The organism is Paenibacillus sp. GCM10027630 (genome assembly GCF_042676305.1).
In the GTDB taxonomy this organism is placed as follows: Bacteria; Bacillota; Bacilli; order Paenibacillales; family NBRC-103111; genus Paenibacillus_S.
Genome location: NZ_JBHTGY010000057.1, coordinates 116647 through 139011 on the forward strand (window position 1 = coordinate 116647; position 22365 = coordinate 139011).

Annotated in this window: 17 protein-coding genes; all 17 read left to right on the forward strand. The window is 42.9% G+C overall.

Annotated elements, in window-relative coordinates; genetic code table 11:
• Window positions 1-139: 139 nt before the first annotated feature.
• On the forward strand, window positions 140-1138 hold the full coding sequence (gene mreB / locus ACFQ0C_RS28325) for a rod shape-determining protein (protein WP_171653271.1): 999 nt from the start codon (window positions 140-142) through the stop codon (window positions 1136-1138).
• Between the two features lie 51 nt (window positions 1139-1189).
• The gene (locus ACFQ0C_RS28330) at window positions 1190-2089 is read left to right on the forward strand and encodes a flagellar hook-basal body protein (RefSeq protein ID WP_379371672.1); all 900 of its coding nucleotides are present in this window, start codon (window positions 1190-1192) and stop codon (window positions 2087-2089) included.
• A gap of 63 nt (window positions 2090-2152) precedes the next feature.
• Entirely contained in the window at window positions 2153-3022 is an 870-nt protein-coding gene (locus ACFQ0C_RS28335) for a flagellar hook-basal body protein (RefSeq protein ID WP_379371674.1), read from the forward strand.
• A 28-nt stretch (window positions 3023-3050) separates the two neighbouring features.
• Entirely contained in the window at window positions 3051-3269 is a 219-nt protein-coding gene (locus ACFQ0C_RS28340; RefSeq protein ID WP_258213932.1) for a DNA-directed RNA polymerase subunit beta, read from the forward strand.
• A gap of 112 nt (window positions 3270-3381) precedes the next feature.
• Complete coding sequence (locus ACFQ0C_RS28345; RefSeq protein ID WP_379371676.1) at window positions 3382-3906, forward strand: CDP-alcohol phosphatidyltransferase family protein; 525 nt, start codon at window positions 3382-3384, stop codon at window positions 3904-3906.
• A 268-nt stretch (window positions 3907-4174) separates the two neighbouring features.
• A complete protein-coding gene (fabZ, locus tag ACFQ0C_RS28350) occupies window positions 4175-4606 on the forward strand; it encodes a 3-hydroxyacyl-ACP dehydratase FabZ (protein ID WP_258213934.1) in 432 nt (143 codons plus the stop codon).
• Between the two features lie 82 nt (window positions 4607-4688).
• Window positions 4689-6392 (forward strand): phospho-sugar mutase, encoded by a 1704-nt coding sequence (locus tag ACFQ0C_RS28355; RefSeq protein WP_379371679.1) that lies wholly within the window; start codon window positions 4689-4691, stop codon window positions 6390-6392.
• 18 nt (window positions 6393-6410) lie between these two features.
• Window positions 6411-8474, forward strand: coding sequence for a DUF5693 family protein (locus ACFQ0C_RS28360; protein ID WP_379371681.1), 2064 nt, complete (start codon window positions 6411-6413; stop codon window positions 8472-8474).
• Window positions 8447-9559, forward strand: coding sequence for a polysaccharide pyruvyl transferase CsaB (gene csaB / locus ACFQ0C_RS28365; RefSeq protein WP_379371683.1), 1113 nt, complete (start codon window positions 8447-8449; stop codon window positions 9557-9559). Before ACFQ0C_RS28360 ends, csaB begins: the two co-directional genes overlap by 28 nt.
• A 206-nt stretch (window positions 9560-9765) precedes the next feature.
• Window positions 9766-10875 carry an MraY family glycosyltransferase gene (locus ACFQ0C_RS28370; protein ID WP_379371685.1) on the forward strand — a complete coding sequence of 370 codons (1110 nt, stop codon included), beginning with the start codon at window positions 9766-9768 and terminating at the stop codon, window positions 10873-10875.
• A gap of 553 nt (window positions 10876-11428) precedes the next feature.
• Window positions 11429-14812, forward strand: coding sequence for an S-layer homology domain-containing protein (locus ACFQ0C_RS28375; protein ID WP_379371687.1), 3384 nt, complete (start codon window positions 11429-11431; stop codon window positions 14810-14812).
• Between the two features lie 85 nt (window positions 14813-14897).
• Window positions 14898-15500, forward strand: coding sequence for a hypothetical protein (locus ACFQ0C_RS28380; protein ID WP_379371689.1), 603 nt, complete (start codon window positions 14898-14900; stop codon window positions 15498-15500).
• An 87-nt stretch (window positions 15501-15587) separates the two neighbouring features.
• Complete coding sequence (locus ACFQ0C_RS28385) at window positions 15588-15854, forward strand: alpha/beta-type small acid-soluble spore protein (protein WP_258213941.1); 267 nt, start codon at window positions 15588-15590, stop codon at window positions 15852-15854.
• Between the two features lie 349 nt (window positions 15855-16203).
• Window positions 16204-17409 (forward strand): methionine adenosyltransferase, encoded by a 1206-nt coding sequence (metK, locus tag ACFQ0C_RS28390; RefSeq protein ID WP_258213942.1) that lies wholly within the window; start codon window positions 16204-16206, stop codon window positions 17407-17409.
• Between the two features lie 242 nt (window positions 17410-17651).
• On the forward strand, window positions 17652-20273 hold the full coding sequence (locus ACFQ0C_RS28395; RefSeq protein ID WP_379371692.1) for a stalk domain-containing protein: 2622 nt from the start codon (window positions 17652-17654) through the stop codon (window positions 20271-20273).
• Between the two features lie 127 nt (window positions 20274-20400).
• Entirely contained in the window at window positions 20401-21555 is a 1155-nt protein-coding gene (locus tag ACFQ0C_RS28400; RefSeq protein WP_258213944.1) for a sensor histidine kinase, read from the forward strand.
• A gap of 2 nt (window positions 21556-21557) precedes the next feature.
• Window positions 21558-22283, forward strand: a complete 726-nt coding sequence (locus ACFQ0C_RS28405; RefSeq protein WP_258213945.1) for a response regulator — start codon at window positions 21558-21560, stop codon at window positions 22281-22283.
• Window positions 22284-22365 lie beyond the last annotated feature (82 nt).

The following is a 22365-nucleotide window of genomic DNA, read 5'->3' on the forward strand; positions in this document are numbered from 1 at the left end:
AAGCGATATTTGTCGAAAAAAAAGGATGAAAAAAGAGGATTTTGCAAATTAATAGCGAATTTACTTAAATAACGATAATAATTGGAGTACCGCTTCTTTTTTTAGGAATGGACGGTTTTGTTTAGGGAGGAACTTTTTAATGTTAAGCAAGGATATAGGCATCGATCTGGGGACAGCGAACGTCCTGATTCATGTGAAGGGGCGCGGAGTTGTTCTGGATGAGCCGTCTGTTGTCGCTATTGAAAGCGATACGAAGCGAGTGTTGGCTGTGGGCGAGGAAGCATTCCGCATGGTGGGAAGAACGCCGGGGAATATCATAGCTACTCGCCCATTGAGGGATGGCGTTATCGCTGATTTTGAAATTACGGAAATTATGCTTAAGCATTTCATAAACAAGGTAGGAGGCAAGCGGTGGTACAGTCACCCGAGAATTTTGATCTGCGCTCCGACTAACATTACGTCCGTGGAACAGAAGGCGATTCGTGAAGCGGCTGAACGGAGCGGGGCGCGCGAGGTGTTTTTGGAAGAGGAGCCTAAGGCTGCTGCCATTGGTGCGGGCATGGATATATTCCAGCCAAGCGGCAATATGGTTGTAGATATTGGTGGAGGTACGACGGATGTAGCCGTTTTGTCAATGGGCGATATCGTCACCTCCTCTTCTATTAAAGTCGCGGGGGACAAGTTCGACTCGGCCATTATGAAATTCATTAAGAGCAAGTATAAATTGTTGATCGGCGAGCGGACGTCAGAAGATATTAAGGTCAGAATCGGAACTGTGTATCCGAATGGCCGCAGAGAAACGATGGATATACGCGGCAGAGATATGGTGAGCGGATTGCCGTTGACAATTAGCATCAATTCAGAAGAGATTTATGAAGCGTTGTGGGATCCCGTTTCCTCGATTGTGGCTTCGGCTAAGACAGTACTGGAACGTACACCTCCGGAATTATCTGCGGATATCATTGATCGCGGCGTCATTCTTACAGGTGGTGGAGCTTTATTGCACGGCATTGATCAACTGCTGGCGGACGAGCTTAAGGTGCCTGTCCTGATCGCAGAGGACCCCATGCATTGTGTGGTTAAAGGAACCGGGATTATGTTGGACAACCTGGATAAGGTTTCGAAGCGCAAGTTTTAATTCGACTAAAATACAATTAACCGCCGACCGTCGGGGAGGATTCTATTCTATATGTTAAGAGGCCTATATACTGCTGCATCAGGAATGATTTCACAACAGCGCAAGCATAATATTGTAACGAACAACATTGCTAACGTGAATACACCGGGATTTAAGCAAGGGAACGCATTGAACCGTTCATTTCCGGAAATGCTGATCTCCCGAGTTCGCAGCGGTCAAGGTGAGGGAGCATCCATTCCCGTCGGTCGTCTGAATACCGGTGTTATGGCGGAGGAAAATGTATCCGTCCATGCGCAGGGTGATATTCAAGAAACGTATAACCCGTTCGACTTCGCGCTTGTTTCTAACATTCAAGTACCGGGGGCGACGTTCGATGCTTCCGGAAAGTATATCGATGCCAACGGCCAGCGTATTATTCAGCCTCAAGCCTTTTTTACGGTTGAAAATGCGAATGGCGAACAGCGTTACTCACTGAACGGTAAATTTTCCGTAGATACAAATGGTGAATTAATTACGGCTGACGGTTACCGGGTAATGGGCAGAGATGGACAGCCTATCTTGCTGTTGGATCCAACGACTAGGACCCCCATCAGTAATTTTCATATTACCAAGCAAGGACAGCTTACGAACTCGGATGGAATTTTTATACTAAATGCCAACAATGAGCCGATGAGCTTGCTTGTCAGCCGTATCGAAAATCCGAATCATCTGGTACGTGAAGGTAATGGACTTTACCGCCTCAATGCGGGTGAAGAAGGCTTGGCGCGTGCGATTGATGTTACGGATCAAGTAGAAGTAAGGCAAGGATTTGTGGAACGGTCGAATGTAGACTCGAGTCAATCGATGGTAGATATGATGTCTGCAATGAGGGCTTATGAAGCCAACCAAAAGGTCGTACAATATTATGATCGAAGTATGGACAAGGTTGCTAACGATGTAGGCCGCGTATAAATAACGGTACGATCTTACGAGTTGGTTTTTGCAAGGTAAACCGCAAGCTCTCAGGAGGCTATTATGAACCATTCGATGATTAATTCATCTGTATCCATGCATGCGTTGCAGCAAAAGCTGGATATGTTATCCAATAATATTTCTAATATTAATACAACAGGCTACAAGCGCAAGGAGGCATCGTTTCAAGACGTGCTAACCAGTGTAAAACAGCAGCCAAGGGGTTTTGAGAAGGAAGGCCGGCTATCTCCACTAGGATATAACCAAGGATGGGGTTCTAGGCTCGTGCAGGCTCAGTTGAACATGGCGCAAGGCTCCCTGCAAGCAACGCAAAGTCCTTTGGATCTTGCTATTGAAGGTAACGGCTTGTTTGAAATCAATAGCTTTACACGTGATGTCAATAACAATTTGGTGCCGCATACGATTTGGACAAGGAACGGCTCGTTTCAACTGTCCCCTTCGACAGATCCGGCAAACCGTGATAAGTTTTTAACTACAAAGGATGGTCAATATGTGGTGGACATAGACAACAAACCCATTCGCGTCCCTGTAGATCACCGTGTGCAATTTCAAACAGATGGCAAAGTTCTTGCCTATAGCGAGATCGACAAGCTAGCGCCACCGATAGATATAGGGCAAATTAAAATGGTACGTGTTATTCGTCCACAAGTATTGCAGCAGATAGGTGATAATCTATATGATTTACCGGATGGTATCGCTAACCGTGAAGAAGTGCTGCAGACCCTTGACGCGAACAATAATATAGTTGACCCGATACTGGTGAGACAGGGCTTCTTGGAAAATTCCAATGTTACACTGGCCGATGAAATGACGGATTTGCTGCAAGTGCAGCGCGCATTTCAGTTAAATTCACGTGCAATTACTTCTTCGGATACGATGATGGGCCTTGCGAATAACTTGCGCAGCGGCTAACGGAACGATTGAAGTGAGGTAGGTAGGTATGGCGGAAACGGAACAGAAAAAGACTAAGGCTCCGTCTTCTAAAAAGCGGAGACGAACGATCTGGCTGATAGCCCAATGGGTAGGTATTCCCCTGCTGTCTATAGCGGCGCTTGCTGTCGGATTAGTAATGGGTTACGTCTATATAGGTAAACGTCCATTGGAAGACGTGTATGAAATTGAAACATGGCGCCACTTATATGACTTGGTATTTGCGTAACAAAATAGAAACACTCGAACTCCCTGGGCAGGGAGTTTTATTTTTGCCCTAACAACGCTATAATGTAAGGATGGGATGTATACCCAATTTACATGGGGGGAGACAAAAAGAGATGTGGAACCTGCCCAATTTATTAACGATATGCCGGTTTTTCCTCATTCCCATGTATTTATTTGTATTTGAAGCCGGTTATATTAAGACAGCTTTTTTCATTTTGTTGTTGGCAGGGTTAACAGATGTGCTGGACGGGTATCTTGCACGGAAGCGGGGACAAATAACGCAACTAGGCAGCATGCTGGACCCATTGGCCGATAAGACAATGATGATAGCAGTCATCCTCTCGCTTGTGTTTTCCAAGATGATACCCTGGGAAGCGGCGGCAGCTATGTTTCTGCGTGATGCGGGTATGATAGTTGGCTCGGCCTTCTTTCATTTCCGGGGGAAGCAGACGGTTCCTGCTAATGTAATGGGTAAGTTGACAACTGTACTGTATTATCTGGCTATCCTTCTAATTATCTTCGAATTTCCCTATGCAATTGCGTGCTTATGGATCGTAATCATTATTTCTTTTCTAACTTCGTTTATTTACATCTTTCAATTTAAAAGCCTCAACAAAAACGAGAGTGAAAATGCCTAGTCGTAATGCAAGGATAGTTTGCTTTAACTTAAAAGCCTGCTAAGGAAGAGAGCTTCTCCGACATGAGCCTTAATTCCCAGACAAACGTTGTTCTTGTGATTTAATGTGCTGTTAATTTAAAAAGAGCTTAGGTCCAGCTCGCCACTCTGGGCAATTCTGTACATAAGCTCCCTTATATCAACCTTCTTTACTGCAGATCAGAAGGGATACCCCTAGTGTAAGTTGAATGGACAGATTTTATACTAAACCGCGAAAGGAGCATTTAACAATGTTAGATGCAACACAGATTCAAGAGATAATACCACATCGTCATCCTTTCTTGCTAGTCGATCGAATTTTGGAGGTGGAGGCAGGGGTAAAAGCAACAGGCTTGAAGAATGTAACGATTAACGAGCCGTTCTTTGCAGGACATTTTCCGTCCTATCCGGTTATGCCAGGTGTTCTTATAGTCGAGGCTTTAGCACAAGTGGGTAGCGTTGCTATGCTGTCTCTGGAAGCGAATCGCGGGAAGTTAGGTTTTTTTGCAGGAATTAATGATTTTCGTTTCCGAGGACAAGTTGTTCCAGGGGATACTTTAATTCTTGAGGTGACTATTACTCGCTTGAAAGGCCCAATCGGTAAAGGACAGGCAGTGGCTAAAGTCGGAGATAAAGTAGTGGCAGAAGGCGAATTGATGTTTGCTCTTTCCGATCCTAAATAATAAGTGTTGCAATAATTGCTTGGCATTAATATAGCCGTGTTTGGAAACACCAAAAAATCTAATGGGATAAGGGAGTTAGATCATGACTATAGAGATTCGAGTTCAGGAACAATATCAGCTATGGATGAACGACCCAGCCATCGATGACCACACCAAATTGGAGCTAAAAAATATTGCTGGCGAACCCAAAGAAATTGAGGATCGTTTCTATCGTGACCTTGAGTTTGGTACAGGGGGACTTCGTGGGGTTATAGGGGCAGGTACGAATCGTATTAATTTATATACGGTTGGAAGAGCGACGCAAGGTCTCGCGCAATTTATTAATAAGTCACAGAAAACCAGCCGCTCTGCGGTTATAGCATACGACTCCCGCAATCAGTCTCCGGAATTCGCTTTAGAAGCCGCCAAGGTATTGGCAGGCAACGGTATTAAAGCCTACCTTTTCGAATCTTTGCGTCCCACACCTGAACTCTCTTTTGCCGTAAGAGCTTTGAAGGCAGATGCAGGAATTGTGGTTACAGCGAGTCATAATCCTCCGGAATATAACGGTTATAAAGTATATGGAGCAGATGGCGGACAATTGGTGCCAGATCAAGCAGAGCAGGTTATAGCTGAAATTCAGAAGGTTCAATCTTTCTCTGATGTGCAGCGGGAAACTCGGTCACAAGCAGAGTCTAGCGGGCTTCTTCAGTGGATTGGTCAGGACCTTGATGATTCATACACCCAAGCTGTTACAGCGGTTAGCCTCAATTCGGATATCGTCAAACAGATGAACGAAAACTTCCATATTGTATTTACCCCTTTACATGGAGCAGGCAATTTATCGGTAAGGGCAGTGCTGCAAGCAATTGGGTTTGAGCAAGTAAGTGTGGTAGCGGAGCAGGAGCTGCCAGACGCCAAATTTAGCACAGTAAAGTCACCGAATCCGGAGGAAAAGGAAGCTTTTGCTCTTGCAATTCGCCTGGCTAGACAGATTGATGCTGACATCATTATCGGGACAGATCCTGATTGCGACCGAATGGGCGCCGTTGTGAAGGACGCAAGTGGGGAGTATTTCGTGTTAACCGGTAACCAGTCGGGTGCTATTATGGTCGACTATTTACTAAGCAGTTTAAAGCAGCGCAAAGCATTGCCTCAGAACGGTGTTGTTATAAAAACAATTGTAACGAGTGAGATGGGGGCTGCTGTAGCAAAGCATTATGGTGTTGAAACCTTAAACACGCTGACGGGCTTTAAGTATATCGGAGAGAAAATGACGCAATTCGAAGCAACGAAGGAAGCGGAATTTTTGTTCGGATATGAGGAAAGCTACGGCTATTTGGCCGGCAATTATGCGAGAGATAAGGACGCTGTCATTGCCTCTATGTTAATCTGTGAAGCCGCAGCCTATTATAAGAATCAAGGTAAAACCTTGTATGAGGTATTGCAGGAGTTGTATGAGCGGCATGGCTATTTCCTCGAAAAGCTGGAGTCACGGACTTTGAAAGGTAAAGACGGGGTCGAGCAAATTCAAGCGATTATGGAAGATTGGCGCAGTAACCCACCTGTTGAAATTAATGGGCAGCAGGTCGTTAAAGTGGAAGATTTCTCGCAGGGGCTGTACGGATTGCCGGTTGAAAATGTATTGAAATATACGCTTGCAGACAACTCGTGGTTCTGCTTGCGACCTTCTGGCACAGAGCCGAAAATTAAAGTGTATTTTGCTGTGTGTGGTGCCTCTGCACAAGCGGCAGATGATGCGATTCATGGACTGGTAAACGTAGTAATGAGCCGGGTAGATCAATAATAACAATTAGGAGTGGGCATGTTGAGCGGGCGTTACTTACAATGGAACCGGTTAGGCTTAAAATGGTTATGGTGGCTTGTAATCCTCGGGGTTTTGGCCTCCCTTCCTTTAGCTTATAACAGATATGAAACAGAAGAAGACACAGCACGTAAAGTAGAGTTCGCATTCGATTATCGGGACTTGCTCGAGATCTCCAATTTTCAAACCGATCCGCGTGCGTTTGTTACGGACCAGTTGAAGCAGCTGCAAAAAGCAGGTGTGCGTTCCATGGCTGTATATGAGGCAACGCTCTCAGAGTTGAGGTTGTCCCGACGTATTGAGGTGTTCTCCTCTCATGAAGCAATGGCATTAACTCAAATCCCGATTTCGCCTAATGAGAATTTTACTTACATCTTATTTGCTGAAAAGGAATCACAGGACAAGCTGCAGCCGCTAATAATGGAAACCTTCTCTGCATTAAAAGTAAAAACGCGTCCATGGAGCTTTAAGAACCAGGCGGGAATGATTATCGAGATAGGACAGGAAGAAGCCATGCTCCAAACGATGGATCCTGATCCAATTTCTCTTCAAATGCTGAAGCAGCAAGGTTTCCAAATTATCGTTAGGTTATCCAACCGCAGGCCGTTCGATGCCGTACGTATGGACAATCTGTTAGCCCAGCTTCAACAGTATGGAACCAAGAGATTTATTATCGACGGTGAGACAGTTCCAGGTTACATTAACGATAAGAACTTGGATAATATCGATACCATGGCTGAACTAATGAAGAAGCATAATATGGGATTAGCCAATATTGAATTGCAAAAAACGCAGCAAAAAGGATTTAACCGACTTTCGAAGATGCTCGGCTATAACGTGGTCCGTCTGCATTCGTTTACCGAAAGAGACGGCGAGAAGCTTACGGAGAACCTGACCGAGCAGGAATTGAAGGAACGCGTCCAAGGAGTTGCGGACCGGTTTGTATTGGCGGTAAAAGATCGTAACATCCGGATAGTGTTTCTGAATGCAAGAGCGGTAAAAAATCTCGACAAAGGAAAAATTCTTCACCCCATGGAAGCTATTTATGATAGCCTAGATGGTCAAGATGGAGCTATTCCGCGTATTAAGGAAGCTGGGTTCACGATAGGAATTGCAGAGAAGTTCGTGCCTATGTATCCAGGCTGGCTCCAAGTTGCCAAAGGTTTTGTATGGCTAGGAGCCGTTGCGCTAGTTGCGCTGACGATTTCTTATTTCATATCGGAAATCACGCTGCTTGTCTTCATATTAGGGATGATTGGATCTGCAGGCTTGTATGTACTTTCGCCCAGCTTGTTTGCGCAAGGACTTGCGCTTGCCGCGGGGACAAGCGCACCTACTTTAGCAACGATGCTTGCAATTCGAACAGCGCGGCAAAGGTTTAAAGCGAAGAAGACCGGCTCTCAGTTGGGCTTCGCTATCCTGCTTTTACTGCGCACCTCTCTTATTTCAGTAATGGGAGCCTGCTTTATCGTAGGCCTGCTCAATCAGATTACTTATTTTCTTGTACTGGAGCAGTTTAGAGGCGTAAGTGCTTTACATTTGGCTCCAATCGTTTTAGTCGCAATTTACTGGCTGCTGTTTAGTGATGATTTATCGCATCAAGATAAGCTCGCCAAGGGTAAAAAGCTTCTTTCTTCTTATATTAGTGTGCTTTGGATGATCGGAGCTGTTGTAATAGCGGCTGTAGGCTTCTATTACTTATCCAGAACAGGTAATGAGGGGCAAGCTTCTACATTTGAAAAGCTGTTCCGCTCGTTTTTGGAGAATACGCTCGGCATACGCCCGCGTACCAAAGAATTTTTGATTGCGCACCCGTTATTTTTACTAGGAGCTTACTTATGTGTAAAATACCGCAGTGCTGTGCTTCTTGTGTTGGTCGGCGTTATTGGACAAGCCTCTATGGTGGATACATTCGCTCATCTCCACACACCGTTGCAGATTTCTTTTATACGTGATATTTATGGTCTATTGTTCGGGATACCGATTGGTATTGTTGTTATTTTAGCGTGGGAGATTGTTACAAGGAGTTGGCGTCGTTGGACACCATTGCTACAAAAAGGATAGTATTGTCCGGCTACTACGGTTTTGATAATAGCGGTGACGAAGCCGTTCTTCAATCGATCCTGCTAGCATTGGAGGATCAAGGGCAGGCCCAGGGCATTCGATTTATTCCTGTGGTGCTGTCCATTGATCCGGCCAAAACGCAGAAAACCTACGGTGTTGAAGCAGTACACAGAATGAAGCCTGGAGAGCTGATTAGGGCGATTCGAGGTGCGGATGGGCTAATTAGCGGTGGTGGGAGCCTGCTGCAGGATGAAACAGGCTTCAAAACCATCCCTTATTACCTAGCCATACTCAAGCTTGCACAATGGCTGGGCAAACCGACATTTATATACTCGCAGGGGATCGGACCTGTTCATCGGCCTATGTTTTTCAGCTGGATTCGGGGAGTTTTTAATCGGTGCAGATTTGTATCCGTACGTGATCAGGAGTCAAAGCAGCTGCTGCAGCGAATGAATGTCACCCTAGAGGTGATAGTCGTGCCTGATCCTGTAATGGGGATGCCGCTAGCATCTTCGGGACATCAAGCAGAGGGATTGTCACAAGAAGCAGCTTCTGTTGTAGGAGTCTCCTTGCGCTTTTGGAATCAGGATCGTTCAGAGCTAAAAGTTCTTTCAGAAGCATTAGCGTTGATTTTGGAGCAGAGTGATGCGCATATTCGTTTTCTGCCGTTTCATCTTCCTTCCGATACAGCGGCTTCGGAGTATGTAATTGGGCTTATGGACTCTAAGCACCATAATCGCATTACGATTGCAAATAATGTGATTCATCCACAGCATATGCTTTCAGAAGTCAGCCGCTGCCACCTGTTGATCGGGATGCGGCTGCATTCCTTAATCTATGCCGCTTCTCAGCAGGTTCCGATGATCGGCATTTCTTATGATCCGAAGATTGACCAATTTTTAAACCGGCTCGATATGAAGGCTGCTGCTGATACTAAGGTGATCCGTGCTGAGGCAGTTGTATCGGAAGCATTGCGATTGTTGAAGGAAAGAGAAGCGTGGCAGCAGGAGAAACGGACGCTTATCGACCGTTTGAAGAGCGAAGCGCAGAGGCCGGCCCAGCAAATTGCATCTTTTTTCAAATAAATGCTGTTTGAGAATAAACAAGACCTCGATCCGGCACTCTAAGGTTAGCTACAGAAAGAAAACTTGCAGAAACCTTGAAAATAACTATGAAAACAACCCGAAAGCCCATTTTTTTACTTAAATTGATGGTGGTATTACGGGCTCAAACCGAGTATAATTTGAGATGTTTGGGGCTTTTTATAGAAAAAGGGGCTGTGTTAATAATAATGAACGTATTGTATGGAGTTGGCTTTGTTGCCGCTTGCTTGATTGCCCTCCTGATGACACCTTTAGTTAAACGTTTTGCATTCTGGGTGGGTGCCGTTGACGCACCTAATCATCGAAAGGTACATAGCCGTATCATGCCTAGGTTAGGTGGGCTTGCTATTTTCATGGCCTTTGTGGGAGCCTATTTTGTAGTTTCACCAGCTATGAGCTCAGTTAATACGGATGTGGCATTAGGTTTATTGGTTGGAGGAACGATCATAGTTATTTTAGGCGCTTTGGATGATCGATTTGATCTGTCCCCCAAAGTAAAGCTGCTCGGACAAATTATCGCGGCCTGTGTTGTTGTATATTCGGGTGTAGTGATTGATCTGGTTAATGTCCCTTTTGGCGACTCGACGATATCTTTGACCTGGCTGGCCGTCCCGCTTACGATTTTCTGGATTGTAGGTGTGACTAACGCAATTAATTTAATTGACGGACTGGATGGATTATCAGCTGGTGTGTCTGGTATAGCTACAACAACAATTCTTATTTTAGCCTTAATGATGGGGAATGTTACGGTTGTGCTGCTGAGCGTTATATTGCTAGGGAGTATCGTTGGGTTCCTGTTCTATAATTTTCATCCCGCTAAAATCTTTATGGGTGATTCGGGATCTTTGTTCCTTGGGTTTAGCTTAGCAACCTTATCGATTCTTGGTTTTAAACAAGCTACCGTATTGTCCTTATTAGTTCCAATTATGATACTGGGTGTACCTTTATCTGATACGTTCTTCGCTATCCTAAGACGCTGGGTTAACAAGCTTCCTATTTCTAAGCCTGATAAGAGCCATTTGCATCATTGCTTGCTACAATTGGGCTTCAGCCATAGGCTGACCGTGTTAATCATATACAGTATCGCTTCTGTTTTCGGAGTTTCAGCTGTTCTCTTGTCTTATATGTCTGACAAAGAAGTAATTTGGGGCGTTGTGCTCTTAATAGTGGTTCTTGTTGCAATTCTGGTTTTGGGAGCAGAGGCTATCGGCATCATCAGCCAAACGAAAAAACCGGTTCTGAGATTTTTGCAAAAAGTTCGTGTTATGCTGGGTGCGCGCTCGCGTATGACGAAATAAATATATAAATGAATGAACCCCAAGCCGGTTTCGGTTTGGGGTTCATTCATTTATATGACGGTTATATATAGAAGGAGGCCAATCATTAACTGTTTTATTGAAAGCTGCATCAGGGCTGCAAATGCTTATGTAATGCGGGTTTGAGTATTTATTCGTGATGGAAAATAGTGAGTGATGACGAAAGTGATAGATCGGGTGTATACTAAGTCCTGTAAGCGAGCGAGACACACGAAAGTGATAGACAAGGTGAAAGGTACTCGCAAACAGCGCTTTGAAGAAAATTAAAAAAGTTTTTTTCAAAGAGCGCAACTTTTCAAACGACACTGCGTTTAATACATTGAAACACAAACAAAAGGCTAAAGACCAGTTATTGTTGGATAAATTTCACAAAATAACCTCTTTACCTTACTAGTTTCGCAGTGTATAATGTATGAGGGCGCGCTAGTGCCTAACCTATCATTCTTATTGTTTACTAGTTTCTGTGATCTTATACATCACAGACCTTAAATAATTAATCATTTCGCTCAACTCTGGAAAGGGGGTGAATCGGCTAATGAGGGAATCGAGCTATAATTTATCTAAACAAAACTCTCAACAACCGAAAGATATTCGAGGAGGAGAAAAAAAGGTTATGAAAAAAAGTTTATCTACGATTTTATCCCTTGCTATGGCATTCTCAATGTTTTCTTCCGTAGCACTAGCTGCTGATGCAGACAAAACTAAGACATCTGCTGATTTCAGCGATTTGAAAGATCTTGATGCAGCAACAAAAGCTAAGTTCGACGCTTTGATCTCTGCTGGCGTATTTGATGGCGTTAAAGAAGGTACATTTGGTCTTAAAGACGAAATGAACCGTGCTCAATTCGCTAAAGTAGCAGCTTTGATCTTCGGTTTGAAAGTCGACACTTCCTTGAAAACTTCCAGCTTCTCCGATGTTAAAGCTGACGATCCAGCTAACGGATACGCTCTTGCTTACATCGAAGCAGTTAAAGCGGCAGGCATCACTGATGGTTATGCTCCTGGTCAATTTAACCCAGCTGGTAAAGTAACTAAAGAACAATTGGCAGCTTTCTTGATTCGCGGAATCAACAAAGACGCTGACGCTAAAGCAACTCCAGGCGTTAACGATGCAACTGTATCCGATTGGGCTAAAGGTTATGTAGCATTGGCTCTTAACTTGAAATTGTTGTCCAATGGTGCTGACGGTAAATTTGGCGGTACTTCCAACGCTACTCGTGACCTTCTAGTATTGGGCGCTTACGAAGGTAAGAACCAATTCAAAGGCGCACCTTTCAACGGTAAATATGCAATCAACTCCTTCAAAGCAACTGACGCTAACGTGTTGACTCTTACACTTAACGGCGCTTTGACTGAAGATGCTGCTAAAAACTTGAAAATCGAAATCAAAAAAGACGGTAACATCCTTACATCCGGCTACACTACTAAGTGGGATGACAAGAAAACTGTTGCTACTTTGACTTTCGAATCCAAGTTCCAAGAAAACAGCTTTGATGCAACAATCAGCGGTGTAAGCAATATCGATGATACTGCTAAAACATCTAACGTAAAAACAACACCAGAAAAAATCTCCAAAATTGATTTCTTGACTGCATCGGATACAATTCCTTTGGCAAGAGACAAGAACGGCAAATTGCTTCAAAAAGTACGCATTGACTTCAAAGCTACTAACCAATATGGCGTAAAAGCTTCTTTGAACGCTAGCAATTTTGATATTCGTGTGAGTGGTGGCAGTTCTTTCAACACGATTGCCGGTGAGCAAGCGATTGAATTGACTCAAGAAGATCGTACAGAAAGAAACGATAGAATTTCCGTCAGCATCCTTCATACTGACAGTGGTACTCAAGTAAGCAAAATCTTTGCTGTTGGTGACGAGTCTATGGTTTCCAAAGTAGAAGTTGGCGATTTGTTGAACTCTACTGGAGCTAAAGTTGATAGCATCGAAGCACAAGGCGTTGCATACTTGGATGTTAAAGCTTATGACCAATATGGTTTCCGTATCCAAGAGAAAGATATCTTGAACAAGGATGTAACAGTTAATCCTTCGGATAGAGATCTTAAAGTTGGCGATGATGACAAAAATGGATTTGTTGATAATGTTGTTGGTGATAATGCTGCTGACCTTAAACTTCAATCCACAAACAATGAAGAAAAAGAAATTACAGTTACTGTTTTCGCTCGTGGCGGTCAATCCGTAACTAAAACAGTAAAAGTTCTTGCACAAAAACTGCCAGCTTCCATCGAATTTGGTGCTTATAACTACACATTGGCAGAGAATGACAAACCAACTGGCGACGAAGATATGGACCAAAAGTTCTATGTGCCTTTGATTTTGAAAGACTCCAAAGGTCAACTATTGGATCCAACTGATATCGTTAATGCGTTCCAAGGCGCTGGCGACTCCAGAGGCAAAAGCAAACTTAGAATTGATTCTTACGGCGGTATTGATGTAACTAGAAATGCTGAAATTGAAGTTTCCGGTGCTCATAAAGGCCAAATCAAAATCAGTAACGTAGGAAGAAAAGGTTCTGCTTATATCAGAGTTAGCTTGGAAGATAAGCCGACTGTAAGTGCACAGCTTAACATTTCCGTTGGTGATCCTCGTACAATTGAGCAAATCAAGTTCTCGACGACACCTAAGAAATATATGCTTGCAGATACTGACAATGAGTTCAAATTTAAATTCTACGACCAAAATGGTTCTGAAGTGAAATTTGATACTGATTTAGATGCAGACTACTATGTTCGTTTAGACTACAGTGGTGGTAGCTCAACAACTGCAGGTAACGAAGTGTATGTTGCTTCTAAAGAAAAAGATATGAGTGTTAATGCTGCCTATGGTAACAGAAAAGATGTACTATCTACTGTTGCAGGCGCAACTTACAAAACATTCCCTGTATCTGAAAAAGCTACAGAGTATGTTTACCAAAACTTCTATGATAAGTCCTTCAAGTTCTATTCAACACCGACTGCACCTGTTGGAACTTATACTTTGAAGGCTACTTTGTTCAAAAATCAGAAAAACGGTAAAAACAATCCGATCGAAGTTAGTTCTGTAACAACTACATTGGATTTGATTAACCCTATTACTCAACCAGAGAACAGATTGACTTATGAAGTATATCTGGACAAAGGTGTAAACAATAACACTATTCTTGCAACTGATGATTATCTTTCAGATACTGTAGGTCTTGGTGTAACAGGCGCAACATATGTATATAACAACTTGAAGAAAGCAACAAAAGAAATTAAAGTAAGAGCTAAAAGAGCTGGTGGCGAAGAAGTTTCAATGAAAACTGTTGTTATCAATGCAACTTCCAGCGATCCGAACGTAGCATCTCTTAGCGGTGATGTAGGTAAAGAGCAAAAATTCGTTGCTGGTCTTAACGAAGGTAAAGCAAGAATTAATGTTATGTTTAGAGATGGTAAGAATGAGCAAGGAACAGGTTATGTAGATGTTACTACTAAAAATGCTGGTCCTGAAGTAACTAGCATCGCTCTAAGAAAAACTTACAATGATCCGAACACTGCAATTCCTGCTAAAGTTGTTACTAAGGAAGATATCACAACTGGCTTGTTCTTAACTGACAACAAACTCGCTGAAAAAATTACTGTAAAAGATCAATACGGTAATGAGTGGGTAAATGAGTACAGTGCCCCTGCTGGTCAAAAGAATGAAGAACTAGGTGCTCCTGATCAATTCTTGTTCAGCTATGATGGTGCGAAACAAAACGGAAATGCTATTCTTAACTTGAGCCTGTACATTACTGATGCAGACTCCAGCAAATTTGATAATGACGCTCTTAAAAAAGGTCAAATTAAATTTAAAGATTCAGCATCCGCATTCGCTGGTACTTTCACAGTTAACGTTCTTGCACCAAGTGGCAAGTCCGCTTCATTCACAGTTACTACTAAGTAATGCAATAATACTTTTCCAAAAGAAGACCCTTCGGGGTCTTTTTTTTTGTTTCTAACCAAGCTATACTAAACGATGAGGTGAAATCATGAGAACAGCTGCAAAAATTGCTATTAGCGCCTGCCTACTCTGGTCATCAACCATCATCATAGCGGATGCAGATGGAGCTACTAACAACACTCAGGCCGGCACCATTGATGACCCGGTTATTACGAAAAGCTATTTTGAGCAAAACATTAGCTTAAAGGTAGCGGAAGAGATGAACAAGCAAACGATTACGGAAGATAAAGTAAAACAGATCATAGCTGCAGAACTTGGAAATAATAAAGGTGGTTCAAGTGGATCGACAAATCCGCAGCCGCCCCCTGCAGCGATAACAGACTCGGGAAGCACTAGTTTGAGCGTTCTTAAGCTTGAGCCTGGACAAACTTTATATGGTACTACGGGTACAGAAATGATTGTTCGGAGTGGTAAAGTTACCATTATAAGCTCAGATGAAAATGGAGTGCCGGATGTAACATCAGGCAAGGATATTTTGGCTGGCTCGACAGTTGAACTTAATCATTTACTTATAATTCCACGAGAAGGTAGAGGCATCAAGTCAGATCCAAAGCTAAAACAAGATATTTATGTGATGGTTCGCGGATCCTTTTTGCAGGTTAATGCAGATGGTTCCAAGGTGACACCATAAATTTTACCCATCTTGACAACAGTTTATACGACTTGTACGGTCAGGCGCGGACATACTATGGTTACATCACTTATGGAGGTGGATTTCATGGCAAAAGGAAAAAAAGTAGTACCGGAAAGCCATCAAGCCTTGGATGCCCTAAAGTATGAAATTGCTGCAGAGATGGGATTACCAGTTGGTAAGTCAATATCAAATTCTAATGTTGAATTTGCAACAGAGTTAGGTTCGATACCGGCACAATCTGTTAAGGAAGATTATTGGGGGCATATTGCTTCACGAGATGCTGGTGCAGTAGGCGGTGCTATCTCAAGCCGGCTCATTCGTAAGGCGGAAGAAATTTTATTGAACTTATAATTTAAAACTTTATTAATTTTTCAGTGAACTTAAGCAATTTTATTGACAGCCCTAGACAAATCCAGTAACATATTTAAAAGAAGGTCATGCTAAACCTTTTCCCATGGGAAAAGGTTGATTTTTTTGTATGCGAGCTTTTAATTTTAATGTCATGGCCAAATCTTCATCGAAAGTGCTTCGTTTTGAAGCTTTTCTTATAGTATTAGAAAGTATAAGTTTGAACCAGAGGTTCATCTTTCTAATATTGCAAGAAAAGTAACCGCTAAGACACGAATGTATCTTCATCGAGATGGCTTCGAATAGAAGCTTTTCTTAATAAAATTCAACTACTTTTTAGGAGGTCGATAGTATGACAATACCACGCGGTCGACGCTTATTTACATCTGAGTCCGTAACTGAAGGGCATCCCGATAAAATTTGCGATCAGATTTCCGATTCCGTTTTGGATGCGTTTCTTGCAAACGATCCGAACGCTCGTGTAGCATGCGAAGTTTCAGTTGCAACTGGTTTGGTTTTGGTTATTGGCGAAATCTCAAGCCAATCCGAGTATGTAGATATCCAGTCCATTGCTCGCCAAACAATTAAGGAAATTGGTTATACTCGTGCAAAATTTGGTTTTGACTCGGAAACATGCGCAGTATTGGTTTCTCTTAACGAGCAATCAGCTGATATTGCACAAGGTGTCGACAAAGCTCTTGAAGCAAGAGAAGGTTTAATGACGGACGAGCAGATCGAAGCTATTGGTGCAGGTGACCAAGGGATGATGTTTGGTTTCGCGGTTAACGAGACTCCAGAACTTATGCCACTACCTATTTCCATTGCGCATCAGTTATCCCGTCGCTTGACTGAGGTTCGCAAAAATGGAACTCTTCCATACTTACGTCCAGATGGTAAAACTCAAGTAACGGTTGAGTATGAAGGTGATACTCCTGTACGTGTTGATACAATCGTTGTATCTACTCAACACAGCGAAGACGTTACTTTGGAGCAAATCCAAGCAGACATCAAGGAACATGTTATCAAACCAATCGTACCTGAGAAGTTCTTGGGTGAGGATACTAAATACTTCATTAATCCGACAGGCCGTTTTGTTATCGGCGGTCCTCAAGGAGATGCAGGTCTGACTGGCCGTAAAATTATTGTAGATACTTATGGCGGTTACGCTCGTCACGGCGGCGGAGCTTTCTCCGGTAAGGATCCTACAAAGGTCGACAGATCCGGCGCATATGCAGCAAGATATGTAGCTAAGAACATTGTAGCTGCAGGCTTGGCTGATAAATGTGAAGTACAGCTTGCTTATGCAATTGGTGTAGCTCAACCGGTTTCAGTTGCCGTTGATACATTTGGAACAGGCAAAGTAAGCGAAGAGAAGCTGGTAGAAGTAGTTCGTAAGCATTTTGATCTACGTCCTGCAGGCATTATTAAAGCATTGGATCTTCGCAAACCAATTTACAGACAAACTGCTGCTTATGGACATTTCGGCCGTACCGATGTGGATCTTCCATGGGAGCGTACAGATAAGGCAGAGCTCTTGAAACGCGATGCTTTAGCATAAGAATATTCATAAGGACAAACCCGGTTTAATTGAACCGGGTTTGTTTTTTTGTTGTAAGCGTGAAAATTGCTTTGCACCAATTCAAACGAGCTAGTCTGTCTGAACTTTTAGGCATGCCGTTCATTTTACTCTAACTTTGTCGATTTCACGACTCTATTAAATTTCGCCATATTATCGTAACTTTTTCAATAGTAATAGAGTCTATAATAGAGGAGAGTGGGATAAGAAGGGAGAAATACAACGTGAGTAAACATAAAGTATGGGTTTCAGTATCATCTTTAGTATTGTCTGCTTTGATCGGTTTGTCACCGATATTGTCGACGGCTAATGTTTATGCTGAAACAGCAGAGCCATCAGTTACGATGGTAAGTCAAGATATTTTAACATCAGGCGCAATTTTGAAAAAATATGTTTGGAAGTCGATACGCAATAAAAAAGAAATTATGACTAATGCGAATGTGGTGGAAGTGGATCTTACAAATCCTAATGTTAAACTGGATGTAATGTCGGGCACTGATAATCAGTTCACAAAGAAACAAAGTGTATTGGGCATGGCTACAGAAACTAAAGCGGTGGCAGGGGTTAACGGGGACTTTTACAATACCCAAGCTGAAGGTGTGCCTATAGGACCAGAGATCGCTAACGGACAGCTTATGGCAACGCCACCCTATTTACCAGGCTTTTATTCATTTGCTATATCCCAAAATAATGTCCCTATAGTCGATTTATTTACTTTTGCAGGCTCGGTAACGGCTAAGGATGGTGCCAAATTCACGCTGGGCGGAATTAATAAAACCTACTACTGGTTTGAACCCGGTGGCGAGCACAGTCATGTTGATGCCATGTTTATGTACACCAATGCTTGGGGCCAGGTTGATCGCTCTAACGATGGTGTGACCGTTCCAACTGAAGTGTTGGTCCAAAAGGGAATTATTACGAAAATTGCCGAAAATACAATTATCGATATGATTGCACCGAAAGATGGATATATACTGCGTACTTCAGGGCTAGCAGCGGATTTTGTCAAACAGCATTTAAAGATTGGCGACCCGCTTGTAGCCGACTATCAAATCCTTCCTCAGGATTCCAGCAAAACGTATGATGCGAAAAATTTTAAAATGATGATAGGCGGCCATACGATTATGGTGGATGAGGGACAGCCTACGGAGTTTTCCAGAGAAGTGGGTAGTTTATGCTGCAACCGCTCTAGAACGGCTCTCGGATACTCTAAGGATCAAAAGACAGCCTATGTCATTACCGTAGATAATAGCGGTGACAGTAAGGGTTTAAGCATGACGGAGTTGCAGCAATTTATGATAAAAGTTGGTGTATGGAAAGGGTTAAATCTAGATGGCGGCGGTTCGACACAGATGGTAGCACGTCCTCTTGGGGAATTTAGTCCTGTGTTGATCAACAAAACGGAGACCGGCATTCAGCGTAAGGTGGTTAACGGAGTAGGAGTGTTCTCTACAGCACCGCAAGGCGAGGTTAAAGGACTTTTTATCCAGGCTCCGAATGTATTGTTCGTTAATGAGCAGGCTCCCTTACAATTTAAAGCCTATGATGAATACTACAACCCTGTGGTGACAGATAAAGTAGCAGCCAATTGGACAGTGGATAGTCAATCAGGTTCTTTTAAAGATAATATATTCACTCCTATCAAGCCAGGTATCGCCAAAGTTACTGCAACATCGGGAAAAGGAAGTCAATCAGCTGATGTGGAAGTAGCGGGAAGAGACCAAATTACAGGACTTAAAATAAATGCAGCAAATATTGCTCTAACTGAAGGGGAAAACTACAGACTACCCGTAATAGCAACAACGAAGTCAGGTAAAACAAGAGAAATTCCGGCAGGTCTTATCCAATGGGAAGTTATTGGTATGAAGGCTGAAATAAAGGATGGTATCCTGACGGTTAACAGCTTGCAAGGAACTACTCAAGCCCAACTCATTGCACGTTATGATGGCTACAGTACCATGCTGACGATTGCTGTCGGAAAAGACAAGGTATGGTATGATTTAGACAACTTTGCGGTAATGACAATGTCGAGAGGACTACCTGAAGGTGTTGCAGCATCCGTATATATCAAACAAAATGAGGTCAAAAATAAATATTTGGAATTGAACTATGATTTTACAAAAGGTACGGGTACCAAGTGGGCTTACGCAGATTTGGATGCAAGCATTCAAATAGATGGAGAGCCTCAGCTTATTAAGCTAAAGGTTAATGGAGACGAGAGCTTAAATACGCTAAAAACAGAAATTAAGGATAACAGCGGTAAAGTATATTATGTTGAAATCGTTCCGAGCATTAATTGGAAGGGCTGGAAGCTGGTATCCGCAGATTTATCCGAGTACAATCTTAAATACCCTATATCGGTGAAAAGTGTATATGTGGTGAATGAGGAAATAGGGCAGGATGAGCGCGCGGCGAAGGGTAAAATCGAGATTGACGACATTACCTTTAGTTACAAGGGTCAGGTAACAGCTCCTGCTAAAAGCACAGTCAATTTGACGGTTAATAAGACTGCCGTGTCTGTAAACGGGAAGAATATGACATTAGAACAGGCTCCGGTCATTGAAAAAGGGAATACTTTGATCCCGATTCGCTTTGTAACGGATGCATTGGGTGGCACAGTTCGTTGGGATGATAAAGAACGTAAGGTTACAGTCATTCGCGGTGATAAAATGGTAGACCTGTACATCGACAATCCAGATGTAATAGTTAACGGTCAACGGATAACGGCAGAGGTTGCACCTAAAATTATGAAAGATCTTACCGTGGTGCCTCTTCGCATTCTTTCAGAGAATTTGGGCTGGAAAGTGACCTGGGATGGGAAGACCCAGCAAATTACTCTGCAATAATTAGTCCTAATCTCCTCTTACAAACGTGGCGAAATATGTTACTATATTGCATAAGAGCCTATTCCAGTAGGAATAAAGACTGGGTAGGCTTTCTTGGTTGAATCGTTCGAGAAGGAGCCTGACCTGAATGCAAGTGGATGCTTTAGACCGCATTATCAAAAATGCGATTGACGTCATGGAGAGTAGCAAATATCAGATTTTCGAAATCTGTGAAAGTGTTCGGTCAGAACGCAATGCTCTGAACAATGAATTACAGCAAGTTATTGATGCAACAACGCAAACCATTGAGCAAGTCGACCGGGTTGAAATGGAATACCGCAGGGCACGTGTGCGTCTAACGGAAGTAAGTCGCGACTTCAAGCGATTTACTGAGGAAGACATTCGAACGGCCTATGAATTGGCTACTCATTTGCAAACCCAGCTTGCTATGCTTAGGGAGAAAGAAGTTCACCTGAAAGCAAGGCGGGATGATTTACAGAAGCGGATCAAAAATGTGGACAAGCAGCTGGAAAGAGCGGAATCCGTTGTATCCCAAGTAAATGTAGTGCTTGAGTATTTGTCTGGTGACCTGAATCAAGTTACTCGATTGCTGGAATCCGCCAAAAATCGACAGCTTTTGGGCTTGAAAATTATTCTGGCACAGGAAGAAGAACGCAAACGGATTGCCCGGGAAATACACGATGGTTTGGCACAAACAATGGCCAATGTAGTTTTGCGTACGGAAATTGCTGAGAGAATGCTGTCCAAGCAAGCCTTTTCTTCGGTTAAGGAGGAGCTTATTGATTTAAAGGGGCAGGTAAGAAGCGGTATTGAAGAGGTTCGGAAGATTATTTTTAATCTGAGGCCAATGGCTCTTGATGATCTAGGTCTAATTCCCGCTTTACGTAAGTTTGTCCAAGACTATGAAGAAAAATCGAAGATACGGACGAGGTTTGAGTTAGTAGGCAAAGACACCAGGCTTCCTTCCGGAATGGAAGTGGCTATATACAGGCTGGTGCAAGAAGCATTCTCTAATGTTTTAAAGCATGCTCATGCGTCACATATTACTTTAGAAGTAACTTTTCAACAGCAAATGGTTAAAATAGTCGTAACGGATAACGGGATCGGCTTTGCTGTAGAAAATATTGATAAAAAGATTGAAAAAGGCAGCCATTATGGATTAATGGGAATGCGAGAACGTGTGGAACTGCTGGAAGGAAGAATGGAAATCCAGTCAGTTAAAGATACAGGTACTAAAGTATCACTCCTCATTCCAATAAAATCAGAGTCAAAGGAGGATTAATTATGGACATAATAGGAACCTCGAAGCGTAATATTAAGCTAGTTCTTGCTGATGATCATCAATTGTTTCGTGAAGGGGTTAAACGTATCCTCAATATGGAGAATGACCTGGAAGTAGTAGGGGAATGCGGGGACGGCATCCAAGTCATAGAGCTCTGTAATACATTGAATCCTGACATCGTATTAATGGATATTAATATGCCTGTAGAAAATGGTGTTGTTGCAACTGAGAAGCTTAAAGAAATATTTCCGGATATAAAAGTTATTATTTTGTCGATTCATGATGATGAGAGCTATGTATTTGAAACGCTTCGTAAAGGTGCTTCCGGTTATTTGTTGAAAGATATGGAGGCAGAGTCACTCATCAATGCAATTCGGTCTGTAGTAGCAGGACATGCGTACATACATCCTAAAGTAACAGGTAAGCTAATCAACCAGCTGCGCCGTATGACTTATTTAGATGAAGTGGGTGTTGCTGGGGCAGGTGCGGCTCCGAAAGAAGCTGGAGTTAAGTATATCCATACGGATACAAGTCCACTGACCAGGCGGGAAGCGGAAGTGCTCCGTTTGATGGCTGAAGGAAAGAGTAATAAAATGATTGGTGAATTTTTGTTTATTAGTGAGAAAACGGTCAAAAATCATGTGAGTAGTATTCTTCAAAAAATGGAAGTGGATGACCGTACACAAGCTGTTATTGTTGCTATTAAAAATGGGTGGGTAACGTTGTAATAAACATACCTAGCTAACTCGCGCGAGTCGTCAAAGATCTATTTTACATCAAGAGAGGAACCGACCAACCTGTAGCCGCATA